Source organism: Streptomyces sp. NPDC087263 (assembly GCF_044744645.1).
Taxonomy (GTDB): Bacteria; Actinomycetota; Actinomycetes; order Streptomycetales; family Streptomycetaceae; genus Streptomyces.
Map to the genome: position 1 here is coordinate 231,575 of NZ_JBIUYT010000009.1, position 15,203 is coordinate 246,777.

The window sequence follows — 15,203 nt, forward strand, 5'->3', positions numbered from 1 at the left end:
CTTTTAGCACATCGCAGCAACATTCCGTGCTTGATTGTGCGCTTTGCAGATCCCGTACGACGAAAGTTGGTGAAGCGGCCTTAGGCACCTAGAGGTGCGGGGCGGAGACAGGAGCGCAGGCCCGCCGAGGCCCGTGCCGCGCGCGGGGAGCGGAGCGAGCCGCCTTGAACCAGTAGAGAAAGCTGTAACTCAGTCGGATGCGTGGGGCTGTGCAACTGACGATCACCTGCAGCCCGGTGAGAGTGACTGCCGCCTGGGTGGATCCCGACTCGTTCGAGCTCGAACCTCGATAGCCTGTCCGCCACAGTGGTGCGTGCTGAGAGTGCTGGGCAAGGGGGGCCGCCTGTGCGGGTGGATCTGAGTTTCCAAGGTGTGGACATGCCGGAGGAGGAACTGAGGTCGCTCCACCAGTGGTTGCTTGCGGATCCGATTGCTCGCCGCTGCGCACGGCCGAGTCTCGGCGCGTCACGTTCTTCGCCGCCGGGAGCGCAGGGAGACTTGATCGACCTTGTGTCGCTGATCGTCGGCAGTGGTTTCAGCACGGCATCCCTCGCCATGTCCTTGGCCGCCTGGCGGGCCACGCGTCCGCAGAATCCGACAATCACTCTGGACCACGAGGGCGGGGTGAGTATCACTATCTCGGGATCCTCGACTGAGGAAGCACGGCGTCTCATTGAGGTACTGAGCGCAGACCCGGTGGCCGGCGATGACGGCTCTGCCTGACCCGTCCGCATCACGAGCGGTCTTCATCGGCGCTGGCGCCTACGAGACGCTTGACGACTTACCGGCCGCGGAGCGTAGCGCGCAGTCTCTTGCCACACTCTTCACTCAACCGCATACCTGGGGTCTGCCAGCTGACCACTGCCGGGTAGTGATCAACCCTCAGACCCCTCGGCAGCTGTCCAAACCAGTGGCTGATGCGGCACAGGATGCCACAGACGCGCTGATCGTCTACTACGTGGGCCACGGACTCATCGAATCGCGTACCGGCCAACTGTGCCTGGCGGTGGGCGACAGCGATCGGGCATCGGTGCACGACACAGCGGCACCATTCGAATGGATTCGGCGTTCTATCGAGCACAGTCCCGCAGTTCGCAAGATCGTTATTGTTGACTGCTGTTACAGCGCCCGGGCCTTTGGTGTGCAGGCTGCCGAGGCTGCTTTGGAAGTGGAGGGCACCTATCTGCTGGCTGCCTCCGCCGAAAATTCGGTCGCCCTCGCCCCTCCCGGAGAGCAGTACACAGCGTTCACGGGAGAACTGATCAGGCTCCTCGACGATGGAGTCCTCGACGGTGGTGAGTTCCTCGACCTGGACACGATCTACAGGAAGCTACGTCTAGAACTCAGTATCAAGGCCAGGCCCGAGCCGCACAGGTTGTGCCGTAACAACCTCGGAGGGGCCGTTTTCGTGCGCAACACAGCCTACGTGCCTCCGTCGGCACCACGGGCTGACTGGAGATCATGGAGCGCTACCCAGTCGTCCGATGAGGCAACAGCGGGCCCCACTGAGTCAGAGCCCTACGTCCGCCTCGCCAGTCTTCGCAGCCTGTTGGATCAGCTGATCCAACAGGTCTCCCCGGCGCACAGCCTCGCCGACACGGTTCAGGCCATTACCGAAGGAGTGGTGGCGGGCTTGGGCTATGAGCTGGTAGCCCTCAACCTGGTGCGGCCGGACGGAGAACTGGTCGTTGCGGCCTTGGTCGGCAACCCCCAGGCAGAAGCTCTGATCACGGGCCGGATCGGTTCCCGGGCTGCATGGGAACGCCGTCTTTCCATGGGAGAAGCATGGGGGACGCTGCGATTCATTCCGTACACGGAAGGGTGGGCGCTCGATTCTGACGAGGTGCCCCAGTGGAAATCCGACGGGCTCGAGCCACAGGACGGCGATGGATGGCATCCTGATGATCGCCTTTTCGCTCCCATGTACTCCGCTGGTGGCAAGGACTTTGAAGACCTCGTCGGAGTTATATCGGTCGACCGGCCACGCAGTGGCCGGCGCCCGGGTGCGTGGGGGCGCGAGGCGCTTCAGGTGTATGCAGCTCACGCCGCGGTTGCGATCAGCAACGCTCGACTGAGAGCAAACATGCAACGTGCGCTAGTCCGCCTCGAACGGGAGCAGCAAGCACTGCGCGCGAGCGAGGAGTCCTTCCGGCAGGCTTTCGAATACGCGCCGTCAGGCATGGCGATCGCAGAAATGGGCGGTGAGCAGCATGGAAGGATCCTGCGCACGAATGATGCGCTGTGCCGGATGCTGGGAAGACCTGCTGCCGACATGCGCCGGTATTCCTTTTCTGACTTGGTCCATCCCGAGGACGTCGGCATTCTCCTGCGCACCTCCGCCGAAGGTGGCAGGGTGGAGGTGAGGTTTCGTCGCAGGGACGGCACGTACCTGTTGGTGTCGATGCGCAACAGCGTTGTCGCTGACAGTGCCTCCGGACCGCAGTTCATGCTCGTGCATCTCCACGACCTTTAGACGGTGTCCTACGTGGTGATCATTCGGTGGTCTGTTCATGGGGCGGGGTGCGTGGAGTTGGATTGTCCCGGACGGGCTGTGGGAGATCGCGAAGCCGCTGATCCCTCCGTCGAGGATGCGGCCGCAGGGCGGCGGAACGCAGGACACGCCTGATGAGACGCTGTTCGCGGCGATCGTCTACGTGCTGGTCAGTGGCTGCGCCTGGCGAGCCTTGCCGCCGTGTTTCGGGATATCGAAGTCGACCGCGCACCGCCGGTTTCTCATCTGGTCGAGGGCGGGAGTATGGGGCCGCCTGCACGAAGCCGTGCTTCACCGGCTCGACGACGTCGGCCTCATCGACGTCACCCGCGTCGTCCCCGACACCGCCCACGTCAGGGCTAAAAAAGGGGCCGAACTCACAGGCCCGAGCCCCGTAGACCGAGGCAAGCCGGGTCCCAAGATGCACATCCTGTCGGACGCGAACGGACTGCCTCTCCTCGTCGGCATCTCAGCTGGTAACACCCGCGACAGCGAAGGGCTGAAGCCCATGGTCGGGGGTCACCAAACGATTAAACGATTCCCAATGAGGTTGTCAAGCCTGGCTGGTGACGTGCTGTGAGCGTTCAGCCCAGTGCGACAGGAGGCGTGGGCGCGGTGATCTCGAAGGTGCGGCCATCGCGTATGAGGGCCCATATGACGTTCAGGCATCGTCGTGCGAGGGCGATGATGGCCTGCTTGTGGCTCTTGCCCTCGGCCCTCTTTCGCTCGTAATACGCCTTTGAGACGGGACAGCACCGGGCGGCGACCATGGCCGACATGTAGAGACTCGCAGCAGCCTTCGGCAGTAGCGTCGGGGGCGGCGCATGTTCCCGTTGATTCGTCCCGAGTCCTTCGGGACCGGGCCAGGCCGGCGACACCTGCGAGGCGGTCGGGACTCCCGAAGACGCTCATGTCTCCGCCGGTGTGGGCGATGAATTCGGCGCCCAGGATGGATCCGACGCCGGGCATGCTCAAGAGGGCCTCGGCGTGTGGGTGGTCGCGGAACCGGCTCTCGATCAGGGCGTCGGTCTCGGCAATCTCTGTATCGAGGGCCGTCACCTCCCGCGCGAGCTTGGCCACCACTGCGGCGGCCACCTTCTCTCCAGCCGCGGCGGTGTGCTGGGCCTCGGCGGCCTCGACCGCGGTGGCAGCAACCAGCTGAGAGTTGCGGACCTTGCGGTTCTTCAACTAGGTCGCAAGCCGGTTCTTCCCTATCCGCCGCAGGGCAGCCGGAGTCTGGTAGGCCGTCAACAGCACCAAGGACGCCTTCGACTCCTTGTAGTCGAAGGCTCGCTCCAGAGCTGGGAAGTACTCCAGCATCTGGGCCCGTAGCCGGTTGATGGTTCTCGTGCGGTCCGCAGCCAGATCCAAGCGACGCGAGGTGAGAAATCGCAGGTCGACCGCGATGTCGTCGCCGCGGTGCACCGGTTGAAGGTCACAGCGCATGCGCGCCTGATCTGCAATGACGAAGGCATCCTTCGCGTCCGTCTTCCCATCGCCCCGGTAGGAGCCGGAGGCGTGATGGACGGTGCGGCCGGGGATGTAGAGGACCTTTTGCCCGTTGTCGGTGAGCAGCGCGATCATCAGGGCAGCTCCGCCGGCGTTGAGGTCGATCGCCCACGTCACCGCCTCACCGTCGCTCAACTCCAGCACATCGCTGATCAGTTTGAGCAATGCATTCTCGTCGTTGACCACACGCTGCGACAGCTTCCGCCTGCCGTCAGCCCCGAGGACCACGCAGTGGTGCTCGGCCTTGCCTGCATCCACACCAGCCCACAGTTGGGGCACGGCCGCCTCCGTAGTCGTTCCTTAATCCGTCCCAGCAGACGACCTCGCCAGCGTGTCCTTACCAAGCGATCTTTTGCCGCGCGTCCCAATCAGTGGTCGAGTCGTCGCGGGATTGCCGGGCGGCCAACCGTTTGAAGCCACCACCGGGCTGGAGACACGCAGCCACACCCAGCATCCCTGGGCCTTCCGATCCTGCGAGTGACCGGAATCAACCCCAGGAACAACGTAAGGAGACACGACCCCCACAACGGCCGCTACTTCAAGCCCCAGCGCCTCCACGCAGACAAAGCCTACGACTACGCCAGCCTGCGGAGATGGCTACGCGGCAAGCGAATCGGAGTCCGGATCGCGCGCAAAAGCATCGAGTCCAGCGAACGGTTGGACCGCCGCAGGTGGGTGATTGAACGGACGATGTCGTGGCTGTCCGGCTACCCCAGACTCAGCCCCCGCTACGAACGCCACCCCCGCAACTACCTGGCCTTCCTCGGACTCGCCGCCGCCCTCTGCTGCTACAAGCGCCTCGTCCGCCTCACCACGTAGGACACGGTCTAAGTCGACTTCAAATGTTGGGGACCCTGTCCTGTGGACGGCTGACCACGCACAACACCAGCTCACGTCGGCCGCGCGGCCGTCAAGTGTCCCGCTCTGGGAGGCGTTCGCCCCCACGAGACCTGGCCGAGTGACGCTCTGGGCTTCTCGGGCGATGGTGTTCGGGCCACTTCTGATCGCCTCGGCGCGATGATCCGCAAGGACGGGGGCGACCCGCCCGCGTCCAGGGATGTGGCATCCAAGCGGCACTAGTGGCACGAAGCCGAACAAAGTAAAGGGCCAGCCGGGAGGAGACCCCTCCTGAGCTGGCCCTTAGTCGCGTGCCCCCGGCAGGATTCGAACCTGCGACACCCGCTTTAGGAGAGCGGTGCTCTATCCCCTGAGCTACGAAGGCGGGGCCCTGCCTGAGACACGGTGGGTAACTCTGGGTGAGTGGTCAGCCAGGTCTCTGCAAGGTCTGTGCTGCCGCTAGGAGCAGCTTCGGACAGGGTAGCGGATGTGGGCTGGGTGGTGGGGCGGCCGGGGTCGGGGCCGGTGACCGGCTTGCCGGTGGGGTGTCCGGGGGCGCCGCCAGAGCTCACCCCACCGGTACCCGCCTGAAGCGCCCCGCGACCCGCAGGTCCGCCTCGATTCGCCCGGCCGTGGTGTGGAGTTCGGGCAGGATGTCGTGGACGCACTCCTCGGCGGTACGGCGACTGCTGTGCACGGCGACGTTCACGGCAGCGACGGCCCGCCCGCCGCGCTCGCGCACCGGAACGGCGACGGATCGCAGCCCCTCCTCCAACTCCTCGTCGGTCAGGGAGTATCCGGCTTCCCGTACGCGGTCCAGTTCGGCCCGCAGCTGCTGGGGATCGGTGAGGGTACGAGGGGTCAGCGGGAGCAGCTCCGGAAGGTGCGCGTCGGGGAGGTCGGCGAGCAGGACGCGGCCCAGTGAGGTGGCGTACGCGGGCAGCCGGGTGCCGACGGTGACGTTGACGCTCATCACGCGGCTGGTGGCGACGCGTGCCGCGTACTGGATTTCGTCGCCGGTCAGCACCGCGAGCGACACCGACTCGTGCAACCGGTGGGAGAGTTCGGCGAGGTGGGGGATGGCGATGTCGGGGAGCGAGGTCCTGGACAGCGGGGGGAAGCCGAGGCCCAGGACGCGCGGGGTGAGCCGGAAGACGCGGCCGTGCGTGGTGACGTAACCGAGGTGTTCCAGGGTGATCAGGGCGCGCCGGGCGGTGGCGCGGGCCAGCCCGGTCGCCTGGGCGACCTCCGTGAGGGTCAGCTCGGCGCGGCCCTCGCCGAAGGAGGTGATCACGGTCAGTCCGCGGGCCAGCGATTCGATGAACTCCCGGCCCAGTTCCTGCTTGGAGGCGCCGGTCCAGGTGGCGAGGCCGGAGGGGGCGGTCGGTTCGGCGGCGGGCGGGGTCACGCGCAGTTCCCGTTCCATCGCGGCCACGGCCGCCCGCAGCCGGGGCAGCAGGGTGTCCCGCAGGTCGGCCGCGGTGTGCCGGCTGGTGTGACTGACCACGCTCACCACGCAGGCGATGCGCCCCGCCTCCCGTACCGGCATGGAAAGAGCGACTAGCCCGGGCTCGATGAGCTGGTCGTCGAGCGCCCAGCCGTCCTTGCGGGCTTCGTCCGTACGCGTCTCGAAGTCGTCGCCGACGGTGACGACCCGGACGGGCGGGGCGGGCCGGGCCGCGTGGTCACGGTTGGCGGACTCGCGGGACCCGGACGGTGCGTCGGCGAACGGCCGGCTCCGTGCCGGTACGGCGGGGAAACCGCGGTCCTCCGGATCGGCGGCCCGGCGTTCGTGCCACCGCGCCCACTCCGTCTCGCCCCACTCGGTGGCGAACAGGGGTCCGGGGGCGGTGCGTTCGGCGGGGAGCAGGTCGCCGATGCGGAAGCTCAGGGACATGGCGCGGCGCCGGGTCGCCTGGTGGATGAAGCGGATGCCGTCCCGGTCGCCGACGGCGAGGGACACCGACTCGTCGAGTTCGTCGGCGAGGGCGTCGGCGTGCGCGTCCAGGAGGCGGGGGAGGCGGAGGGCGCCGAGGTAGGCGTTGCCGAGTTCCATCAGGCGCGGGGCGAGTACGGCGTCCCGGCCGTCGAGTCGTACGTACCCCATGCGCGCGAGCGTCGCGGTGATCCGGTCGACGGTGGAACGCGCGAGCCCGGTGGCCCGCTCGAGGCCGCTGAGGCTGGACACTCCGTCGGCCTCGGTCAGCCGTCGCAGGACGGCGATCCCGCGCATGAGGGGGGTCACGGCCTCGGTGGGCACGGCGGTCCCGGTCAACACGGTCCCGCGTGCGCTTCCGCTTCTGCGTCCGCTTCCGCTCCCGTCTTCGGTCTCGGTCTCGTCCTCGGGGGCCGGCACGACGTTCAATGGCATGGGCTCTCCGTTTGCGGCACTCAGAAGAGACACGGTAGTCCTTGCCCGGCCGCCTCAGCAGGTTCTGAGCAGGTCCTCAGCAGGTCACCGGCGTACCGGCAGGCCTGGCCCCGGCTCAGCGTCGGGTCACGTACACCCGGTAGTTCCCCGCGAGATCCACTCCCGACACGGTGATCACGACGCCGGTCCTGGGGTCCTTGAAGGACTCGCCGGGGGCGAAGGGCGCGTCCGAGAGTTCCGCGTGCACGTTGGGGGAGCGGGTGCAGCCGCCGCTGTCGCGGTGGGAGTCGTACACGGTGATGGGGCCGTTGCCGGTGTCGACGTTCGCGTCGACCTTGTAGATCAGGATGCCGGGGCGGCAGACGGCCAGGTCGTTGCCGTCCCGGGTGCGCAGTTCGAAGGCGTACCCGGTCTTGGTGCCGGTCGGTACGAAGACGAGTTTGGCGCCGCCCGTCTTGGCCAGCGGGGTGAGTGTGTACTCCGTGGTGCCGGCCGCGGCGGCGCAGCCGACCTGCGTCTCGTCGAGCCAGCCGAGCTTCCACTTGTGCCAGCCGAGCAGGTCGTTGCCGGCCCCCCAGTCCTCGCTCATGATGTCCCAGTGCCCGACCGCGCCCCCGCCGTCCTGCGTGTACAGGTCGGGCAGGCCGAAGGTGTGGCCGTTCTCGTGGGGGAGTACCCGGTAGCCCGTCTCGCCGTAGGAGCCGGAGCCGTCGTCCTGGCGGCTGTAGACGAAGGACGCGTTGGAGACCACGACGCCGTCGGCGATCGGTGCCTCGGTGTTGCCGGCGAAGGTCACGGACAGGACGGTGTCCAGGGCGGAGGGCCCGGCGTTCGGCGTGACCAGCACGTTCAGGAGGTCGTACGAGCGGAAGTCCACGGTCGGGTCGGCGGTGGCCACGATGTCCTGGACCAGCGTGCGGTACCCGGGGTCGAAGGGCGCGCCGCGTTCTATGCCGTACGTCTTGAACGGCTTGGGCATCCGCAGCCAGTGCCGTACGGGCGTTTCGGGGCGGTAGTCGAGGCGGCCGTAGGAGCCGGTTCTGAACCATTCCTGGGTCTGCGGGAAGAACTCCGCGAGGCGGTCGAGCGCGCTGCCCTGGCCGGGCGCGTCGGAGAAGTCGACCATCAGGGTGAGGGCGCGAACGGTGCCGGTGGAGCGGGCGTACCCGGGTGACGTCGGGATGCCCTCGCCCATCTGTACGCCCAGCGAGCCGTTGATCATGCAGGGACCGAGCGCCGTGGAGCGGGCCAGCGCGATGGAGCCCGCCGTCGTGGAGTCCGCCGTCAGATGACCGGTGCCGGCGGAGGTGCTGACCGCCAGTGTCAGAACGGCCACCGAGGCGAGCGCGACCACGCGGCGCGGGCGTATCCGACGGCTGGTCGGCTGCATACGGGAGCCCTTCGCTCGACGGCAGCCGCCGGTCACCGACTGCACCCTTTCGATCACCCTGTGGCGAGGGGTGCCGGGGCGCGCGCTGGATGAGCCCGATCGTGGGTTTCTCGCCGCAGTGGATGTGACTCAGGTCACACCGAAGGCGGGAAATAACCGGGGACCGTTTCCCCGTTTAGTCAGGTGTCCGAGCGAAGCGGGGAGCTAATCCCCGGATCGCAACCCGGCCGTCATCTACGCGAACGGCCGTCAACCACCTACAAGGAGTACGCCGTGGAGACCGCAACCCGAGCGCAGCGCCGAGTGCCCCGGCCGCGCGCCGATGCCCTGCGTAACCGGGAGCGGATCGTGGGCGCCGCCCAGGAGATGTTCATCGAGTTCGGCTCCGATGTGCCGTTCGACGAGATCGCCCGCCGGGCCGGCGTAGGCAACGCCACGGTGTACCGCAACTTCCCGGACCGGGACGCACTGGTGCGGGAGGTCGTCTGCACGGTCATGGACCGTACGGCCGAGCAGGCGGAACTGGCGCTCACCGAGAGCGCTGACCCGTTCGAGGTGCTGAGCCGCTTCGTGCACGCCTGCGTCGACGAGCGGTTCGGCGCGCTGTGCGCGATGCTCTCCGGCAACTTCGACAAGAACCACCCGGATCTGCTCGCGTCACGTCAGCGGATCGAGGCGCTGGTCGAGGGAATGATGGAGCGCGCCCGGGAGGCCGGACAGTTGCGCTCCGACGTCGCCGCCGGAGACCTGATGGTCGCCGTCACCCAGCTCACCCGACCGCTGCCCGGCACGGCATGCCAGGGCTTCGACCGCTTCGTACACCGTCATCTGCAGCTGTTCCTGGACGGCCTGCGGGCACCGGCCCGCTCCGAACTGCCGGGTACGGCCGCGACCATGGAGGGGCTGCGAGGTGCGTGACCGATGGCGGGACTGACACCAGACCCATGGCGAGAACGGTGACCTGACCGGTCGGTCCCCGGTCATCACCAGCACGCACCACGAAGGCCACCCAGAACTCGTACAACGCCACCCAGAACTCGCACAGCCCTTTACGGCCGTCACCGTCGACGAGCCGACCCCTTCCCTTATCGCTTCCCTCTGTCCTCGTCTCATCGTCTTTTTCGCTACGAAGTCCCGGAGTGGGTACTCCCATGTCTGAAACAGGAAGTTCGACAGCAATGTCCGACGTCAACTCGGCACATTCCAACCGCTGGAAAGCGCTCAGCTTCATCGCGCTCGCCCAGCTGATGGTCGTCCTCGACGCGACCATCGTGAACATCGCGCTGCCCTCCGCCCAGCAGGACCTGGGGATATCGGACGGCAACCGGCAGTGGGTCATCACGGCCTACGCTCTCGCCTTCGGCGGTCTGCTGCTCTTCGGCGGTCGTATCGCCGACCTGTGGGGCCGCAAGCGCACCTTTGTCGCCGGTCTGATCGGCTTCGCCGGTGCGTCCGCCATCGGCGGCGCCGCCACGAACGAGGCGATGATGCTCGGCGCCCGCGCCCTACAGGGTGCCTTCGGCGCGCTGCTCGCGCCCGCCGCGCTCTCGCTGCTCGCCGTGATGTTCACGGAGCCCAAGGAGCGCGCCAAGGCGTTCGGCATCTACGGCGCGATCGCCGGTGGTGGCGGCGCTGTGGGCTTCATTCTCGGCGGCGTCCTCACCGAGTACCTCGACTGGCGCTGGACGTTCTTCGTGAACATCCCGTTCGCGATCATCGCCGCCTTGGGCGCGTACTTCGTCATCCGTGAGCCGGCCGGTGGCCGCAACCGCTCGCCGCTCGACATCCCCGGCGTAGTCCTCTCCGTCCTCGGTCTGGTCACGCTCGTCTACGCCTTCACCCGCGCCGAGTCCGACGGCTGGGGCGACTCCGTGACGCTCAGCCTGTTCGTCGCCTCGGCGGTACTGCTCGCCGGGTTCGTCCTCACCGAGTCCAGGGTCAAGGCCCCGCTGCTGCCGCTCCGTGTCATCACCGAGCGCAACCGCGGCGGCGTCTACCTCTCGCTCGGCCTCGCGATCATCGCGATGTTCGGCCTGTTCCTCTTCCTGACCTACTACCTGCAGATCGTGAAGGGTTACTCGCCGGTCAAGACCGGCTTCGCCTTCCTGCCGATGATCGCGGGCATGATGGTGGGCTCCACGCAGATCGGCACCCGCCTGATGACCCGGGTCGCGCCGCGCCTGCTGATGGGCCCGGGCTTCCTGGTCGCCGCGCTCGGCATGCTGTTCCTGACCCAGCTGGAGATCGGCTCCTCGTACGCCAGCGTGATCCTGCCGGGCATGGTGCTGCTGGGTCTCGGTATGGGTACGGCGTTCATGCCCGCCATGTCGCTGGCCACGTTCGGCATCGAGCCGCGTGACGCCGGTGTCGCCTCCGCGATGGTGAACACCTCGCAGCAGGTGGGCGGCGCGATCGGTACGGCGCTGCTGAACACGATCGCCGCCTCGGCGACGACCGCGTACATCAAGGACCACATCGGCGGCGCCGGTTCCCAGGCCCAGCAGCAGCTGGTCCAGCTGGAGGGCCAGGTGCACGGCTACACCAACGCGATCTGGTTCGCCGTCGGCATCCTCGTGCTCGCCGCGACGGTCGCCGCGACCCTCATCAACACCGGCCGTCCGGACATCTCTTCGGTCTCCGGCGCGGGTGCGGGCGAGGGTGCCGAGGACGAGCTGAAGGTGCCGGTGGTCGCCCACTGACGCCGGCTGTTCGTACCCCGTCGTACCCCCGGTACTTCGTACTTCGCGTACGGACGAGGGGTGGGGACGCCTCGTCCGTACGAATCCCAGGGTCCGCCCCGGTTCCGAGCACTTTGGAGCCGGGGCGGACCCGCGCCGGTCCCCTGGCTGCGTTACGGCTCCCCACGAGAGAGCCCTAACGCAGCCAGGGCAGGTCGGCGCCCGCGTCCTTCGGCTGGAGCCCCTCGGCGATGATCCGCATGGCCTCGCCGAGGGCCTTCTGCTGCTCGGGGGAGAGTCGGTCGAAGAGGGCCTGGCGTACGGCGGAGACGTGGCCGGGCGCGGTCCGGCTCAGGACCTCGTAGCCGTCGTCCGTCAGGACCGCGAACTGCCCCCGCTTGTCGGAGGGACAGTCCTCGCGCCGTACCCAGCTGTTCTTCTCCAGGCGGGCGATCGCGTGGGAGAGACGGGACCGGGTGATCTTCGCGTTCATGGCCAGCTCGGTCATCCGCAGCCGCCTGTGCGGCGCCTCGGCGAGCTGTACGAGCAGGCCGTAGTAGACGTGCGGCATGCCCGCGTCCCGCTGGAGCTGTCGGTCGAGATGGTCCTCCAGAAGGGTGGATGCGTGCATGTAGGCACGCCAGGTGCGCTGTTCCTCGTCAGTGAGCCAGCGCGTCTCTTGAGCGGATGCCGTGTTCATGTACTCCACTGTACGAGCCCCTTCTTGAAAATTAAACAAACGGGGACTATGGTGAGGATCAATATTGAGAGTTCAAGTATCGGCCGCTTGGGGGACCGATACTTCGGGCTGTGTGTTCGAACCCCGCCGGAGGGAGCCGCCGCGATGTCTCCTGTCACGTCTGCTGTCACGCCTGCTGTCACGCCTGTCACGCCCGTTGTCACGTCCGCTGTCAATTCTGTCGTCACGTCTGTCGTCACGTCTGTCGCGACCGAGGGGCGCGCCCCGCAGGAGCGCATGCCCGCCCTCTATCTCAGTCATGGCGCCCCGCCCCTCGCCGAGGACCCGGTCTGGCCCGGCCAGCTCGCCGCCTGGGCCGCCGACCTGCCGCGCCCCAAGGCGATCCTCATGGTCTCCGCCCACTGGGAGGAGGCCCCCCTCGCCCTCGGCGCGGTCGGGACGGTCCCCCTCGTATACGACTTCTGGGGCTTCCCCGAGCACTTCTACCAGGTGCGGTACGAGGCTCCGGGCGCCCCTCAACTCGCCGAGTCCGTACGGAAGTTGCTGCGCGCGCCAGGCATCCCGGTGCAGGACATCCCGGACCGCGGACTCGACCACGGCGCGTACGTCCCGCTGGTGGAGATGTTCCCCGAGGCCGACATCCCGGTCCTCCAGATCTCCATGCCGACCCTCGACCCGGTCCGGCTGATGGAGATCGGCAGGAAGCTGGCGCCGCTGCGCGACGAGGGCGTCCTGATCGTGGGCTCCGGCTTCTTCACGCACAACCTCGCGGCCCTGCGGCACACCGGCGGCGGCGTGCCTTCCTGGTCGAGCGAGTTCGACGACTGGGGTCACCGTGCGCTGGACGCCGGTGACGTGGACGCGCTGCTCGACTTCGAGCGCAAGTCCCCGGCGGGCCGTCTCGCCCACCCGCGCACCGAGCACTTCGCGCCCCTCTTCGTGACCATGGGTGCGGCGGACGCGGTCGGTGAGCTCGACGGGCAGAAGTCCGTGATCGACGGGTTCTGGCTGGGGATGGCGAAGCGGTCGGTGCAGTTCGGCTGAGCGGTGGCCACGCCCGGCCGTGCCTACCGGGTCACAGCTCCTTCTCGTACCAGGCCACGTCCCAGTACCGGCCGAACTTGCGGCCGACCTCCCGGTAGGTGCCGATGTGCCGGAACCCGAAGCGTTCGTGCAGCCGTGTGGACGCCTCGTTGGGCAGGGCGATGCCCGCGTAGGCGCGGTGCAGGTCCTCGCCCTCCAGGGCCTCGAAGAGGGCTTCGTAGAGGCGGGTGCCGATGCCGCGGCCGGCCGCTTCTGGGGCGAGGTAGATGGTGACCTCGACCGAGGTGGCGTACGCGGGCTTGGGGCGGTGCGGGCTGCTGGTGGCGTACCCAAGAGTTGCCTGTGAGTCCACGTCCGTGGCAACCATCAGGCGGTGCGGTCCGTCTTCAGGGTGGGAGAGCAGCCACGGACGACGCTCTTCCGCAGTGAAGACAGCGGTATCGAATGTGATGGGCGTCTCACGCACATAGTGGTTGTAGATGGCGGTGAGAGCATCGAGATCACCCTCGGATCCCGGCCTGACCTGCACTTCTGTACGTTCTGTCGTCATCTGGTACCCCTCTGTGGCGGGACAGGGTACTGCATGATCAGAAAAATCGAGGGGCGGGTTGGGAATTCTGTCCGGATTCCAGTCGTTGTTTCCTTCGGATGCCGGGCACCCGGGAGGGTGAGCCCAAAGTGTCCGGACCGACCCGCAAGCCCACCATCGCAAGGGAGCACGCATGGCAACCCGTGCCGTCGCCCGTCGTAAGTCCGCCTCCGGCGAGACCAGCGACGGTGCACGCAGTGTTCGCGTCGTAGGCGGCGAGATCGCCGACCGCGACCTGGTCGGCATGTACCTCGACGAGATCGCGCGTACGCCGCTGCTCGACGCCGCCAAAGAAGTAGAGCTGTCTCAGATCATCGAGGCGGGTGTGTTCGCGCGGCAGATCCTCGAAGGTGAGGCCCAGGCCGAGGCGGACGCGTCCCGCGAGGAGCTGGAGGCGCTGGTCGCCGAGGGCGAGCGGGCCAAGGACGTCTTCATCCGCTCGAACCTGCGCCTTGTCGTCGCCGTGGCCCGCCGCTATCCGCGCAGCGGCCTGCCCTTGCTCGACCTGATCCAGGAGGGCAACGCCGGCCTGGTGCGCGCGGTCGAGAAGTTCGACTACCGCAAGGGCTTCAAGTTCTCCACGTACGCGACGTGGTGGATCCGCCAGGCCATCACCCGCTCCATAGCGGACCAGTCGCGCACGATCCGCCTCCCCGTCCACCTGGTCGAGGAGCTGGGCCGGATCCGCCGCGTGCAGCGCGAGTTCAACCGCGAGCACGGGCGCGAGCCGGAGCACGCCGAGATCGCCGCCGAGCTCGCTTCCACACCGGAGCGCGTGGCGGACGTCCTGGACTGGGCCCGCGACCCGGTCTCGCTGAACATGGCGGTGGATGACAACGGCGACACCCAGTTCGGTGACCTGCTGGAGGACACCTCCGCGGTCTCGCCCGAGCAGTCGGTGATGACACTGCTGCGCAGCGAGGAGCTGGACGACCTGATCGGCCGCCTCGACCAGCGCACGGCCTCCATCATCAAGATGCGGTACGGCATCGAGGACGGCCGGGAGCGCACGCTCACGGAGGTCGGCAAGGAGCACGGCCTCACGCGGGAGCGCATCCGCCAGATCGAGAAGCACGCGCTGCTCGAACTGAAGAAGCTGGCACGCGACACAGGTTTCGACGCGGCTGCGTAAGCCCGCCTCTTCGTTACCGACAGATGTCGGCCACAGGCCGACCGGACATGGCCGTGTTAGGCCGCTTCAACTTGCTGGGCTCTGGGAACAAGACTTCAGGGCCCAGGGTTAGGCCCCAGGTTCCCGGGCATACGTCCGTGACCCCCGAAGCCGAGTCCCGACGCACACCCCCCCCGCGCCGGGACTCTTCCAGAGCCGAGCTCCGGCGCCTCTCCCCCCCCTGGCGCCGGGGCTCGGCTCCTTTTTGTCTGCGGGGCGGACGGCGAGTTCGTCTGCGGGGCGGACGGCGAGGCTCGTGTGGTTGCTGCTCGGGTGATTCGCGTGGCTGCTGTGCGGGCGACTCGTGAGGTTCATGCCCGGGCGATTCGCGTGGTTGCTGTCCTGGCGCTCGTGAGGTTCGTGCCCGGGCGATTCGGGTGATCCTTGCCGGTGACTCGTGCGACTGCTGCCCGGGGAGAGGGG

The 15,203-nt window shown here is 67.7% G+C and carries 10 protein-coding genes, 1 tRNA gene and 4 pseudogenes; 9 read left to right on the top strand and 6 right to left on the bottom strand.

Features of this window, described 5'->3' with window-relative positions:
- Positions 1-378 precede the first annotated feature (378 nt).
- The 4 genes and pseudogenes from ACIPC1_RS28520 to ACIPC1_RS28535 all read left to right on the top strand — a co-directional run bounded on the left by ACIPC1_RS28520 (position 379) and on the right by ACIPC1_RS28535 (position 3,071).
- Positions 379-723, top strand: a complete 345-nt coding sequence (locus ACIPC1_RS28520; protein ID WP_402521897.1) for a hypothetical protein — start codon at positions 379-381, stop codon at positions 721-723.
- Positions 707-1,336: pseudogene (locus ACIPC1_RS28525) on the top strand (caspase domain-containing protein); the annotation flags it as partial. The gene ACIPC1_RS28520 and the pseudogene ACIPC1_RS28525, both read left to right, overlap by 17 nt.
- Positions 1,337-1,546: 210 nt before the next feature.
- Positions 1,547-2,470 (top strand): annotated as a pseudogene (locus ACIPC1_RS28530) (PAS domain S-box protein); the annotation flags it as partial.
- A gap of 40 nt (positions 2,471-2,510) precedes the next feature.
- Positions 2,511-3,071: an IS5 family transposase gene (locus ACIPC1_RS28535; RefSeq protein WP_402521899.1), complete on the top strand. Its 561-nt coding sequence runs from the start codon at positions 2,511-2,513 to the stop codon at positions 3,069-3,071.
- 4 nt (positions 3,072-3,075) lie between these two features.
- Here ACIPC1_RS28535 and ACIPC1_RS28540 read toward each other — a convergent pair.
- Positions 3,076-4,279: pseudogene (locus ACIPC1_RS28540) on the bottom strand (IS110 family transposase).
- 231 nt (positions 4,280-4,510) lie between these two features.
- Between ACIPC1_RS28540 and ACIPC1_RS28545 the strand changes: the two are divergent.
- Positions 4,511-4,819 (top strand): annotated as a pseudogene (locus tag ACIPC1_RS28545) (transposase); the annotation flags it as partial.
- A gap of 330 nt (positions 4,820-5,149) precedes the next feature.
- Here the strand turns inward: ACIPC1_RS28545 and ACIPC1_RS28550 are convergent.
- From ACIPC1_RS28550 to ACIPC1_RS28560, 3 genes are all read right to left on the bottom strand, one after another.
- Positions 5,150-5,222: transfer RNA gene (locus ACIPC1_RS28550), tRNA-Arg, on the bottom strand.
- 183 nt (positions 5,223-5,405) lie between these two features.
- A complete protein-coding gene (locus ACIPC1_RS28555) occupies positions 5,406-7,070 on the bottom strand; it encodes an IclR family transcriptional regulator C-terminal domain-containing protein (protein ID WP_402522369.1) in 1,665 nt (554 codons plus the stop codon).
- 253 nt (positions 7,071-7,323) lie between these two features.
- Entirely contained in the window at positions 7,324-8,598 is a 1,275-nt protein-coding gene (locus ACIPC1_RS28560; protein ID WP_402521902.1) for a M6 family metalloprotease domain-containing protein, read from the bottom strand.
- 273 nt (positions 8,599-8,871) lie between these two features.
- On the opposite strand from ACIPC1_RS28560, the gene ACIPC1_RS28565 reads away from it, so the two are divergent.
- The gene (locus tag ACIPC1_RS28565) at positions 8,872-9,516 is read left to right on the top strand and encodes a TetR/AcrR family transcriptional regulator (RefSeq protein ID WP_402521905.1); all 645 of its coding nucleotides are present in this window, start codon (positions 8,872-8,874) and stop codon (positions 9,514-9,516) included.
- 233 nt (positions 9,517-9,749) lie between these two features.
- On the top strand, positions 9,750-11,297 hold the full coding sequence (locus ACIPC1_RS28570) for an MFS transporter (protein WP_402521908.1): 1,548 nt from the start codon (positions 9,750-9,752) through the stop codon (positions 11,295-11,297).
- 175 nt (positions 11,298-11,472) lie between these two features.
- On the opposite strand, the gene ACIPC1_RS28575 is transcribed toward ACIPC1_RS28570, so the two are convergent.
- Positions 11,473-11,976 (bottom strand): MarR family winged helix-turn-helix transcriptional regulator, encoded by a 504-nt coding sequence (locus ACIPC1_RS28575; protein ID WP_402521911.1) that lies wholly within the window; start codon positions 11,974-11,976, stop codon positions 11,473-11,475.
- A gap of 276 nt (positions 11,977-12,252) precedes the next feature.
- On the opposite strand from ACIPC1_RS28575, the gene ACIPC1_RS28580 reads away from it, so the two are divergent.
- Positions 12,253-13,020, top strand: a complete 768-nt coding sequence (locus tag ACIPC1_RS28580) for a dioxygenase (protein ID WP_402521914.1) — start codon at positions 12,253-12,255, stop codon at positions 13,018-13,020.
- 31 nt (positions 13,021-13,051) lie between these two features.
- On the opposite strand, the gene ACIPC1_RS28585 is transcribed toward ACIPC1_RS28580, so the two are convergent.
- The gene (locus tag ACIPC1_RS28585) at positions 13,052-13,570 is read right to left on the bottom strand and encodes a GNAT family N-acetyltransferase (RefSeq protein WP_402521918.1); all 519 of its coding nucleotides are present in this window, start codon (positions 13,568-13,570) and stop codon (positions 13,052-13,054) included.
- Positions 13,571-13,742: 172 nt separating this feature from the next.
- Here ACIPC1_RS28585 and ACIPC1_RS28590 point away from each other — a divergent pair, with 172 nt between their 5' ends.
- The gene (locus ACIPC1_RS28590) at positions 13,743-14,741 is read left to right on the top strand and encodes an RNA polymerase sigma factor RpoD/SigA (RefSeq protein WP_384381997.1); all 999 of its coding nucleotides are present in this window, start codon (positions 13,743-13,745) and stop codon (positions 14,739-14,741) included.
- The last annotated feature ends 462 nt before the right edge of the window (positions 14,742-15,203 follow it).

Coding starts and splice junctions, on each gene's coding strand:
- ACIPC1_RS28585 (WP_402521918.1), bottom strand. CDS start 13,570: ATGACGACAGAACGTACAGAAGTGCAGGTCAGGCCGGGATCCGAGGGT.
- ACIPC1_RS28575 (WP_402521911.1), bottom strand. CDS start 11,976: ATGAACACGGCATCCGCTCAAGAGACGCGCTGGCTCACTGACGAGGAA.
- ACIPC1_RS28560 (WP_402521902.1), bottom strand. CDS start 8,598: ATGCAGCCGACCAGCCGTCGGATACGCCCGCGCCGCGTGGTCGCGCTC.
- ACIPC1_RS28590 (WP_384381997.1), top strand. CDS start 13,743: ATGGCAACCCGTGCCGTCGCCCGTCGTAAGTCCGCCTCCGGCGAGACC.
- ACIPC1_RS28520 (WP_402521897.1), top strand. CDS start 379: ATGCCGGAGGAGGAACTGAGGTCGCTCCACCAGTGGTTGCTTGCGGAT.
- ACIPC1_RS28580 (WP_402521914.1), top strand. CDS start 12,253: ATGCCCGCCCTCTATCTCAGTCATGGCGCCCCGCCCCTCGCCGAGGAC.
- ACIPC1_RS28555 (WP_402522369.1), bottom strand. CDS start 7,070: ATGCGCGGGATCGCCGTCCTGCGACGGCTGACCGAGGCCGACGGAGTG.
- ACIPC1_RS28535 (WP_402521899.1), top strand. CDS start 2,511: ATGGGGCGGGGTGCGTGGAGTTGGATTGTCCCGGACGGGCTGTGGGAG.
- ACIPC1_RS28570 (WP_402521908.1), top strand. CDS start 9,750: ATGTCTGAAACAGGAAGTTCGACAGCAATGTCCGACGTCAACTCGGCA.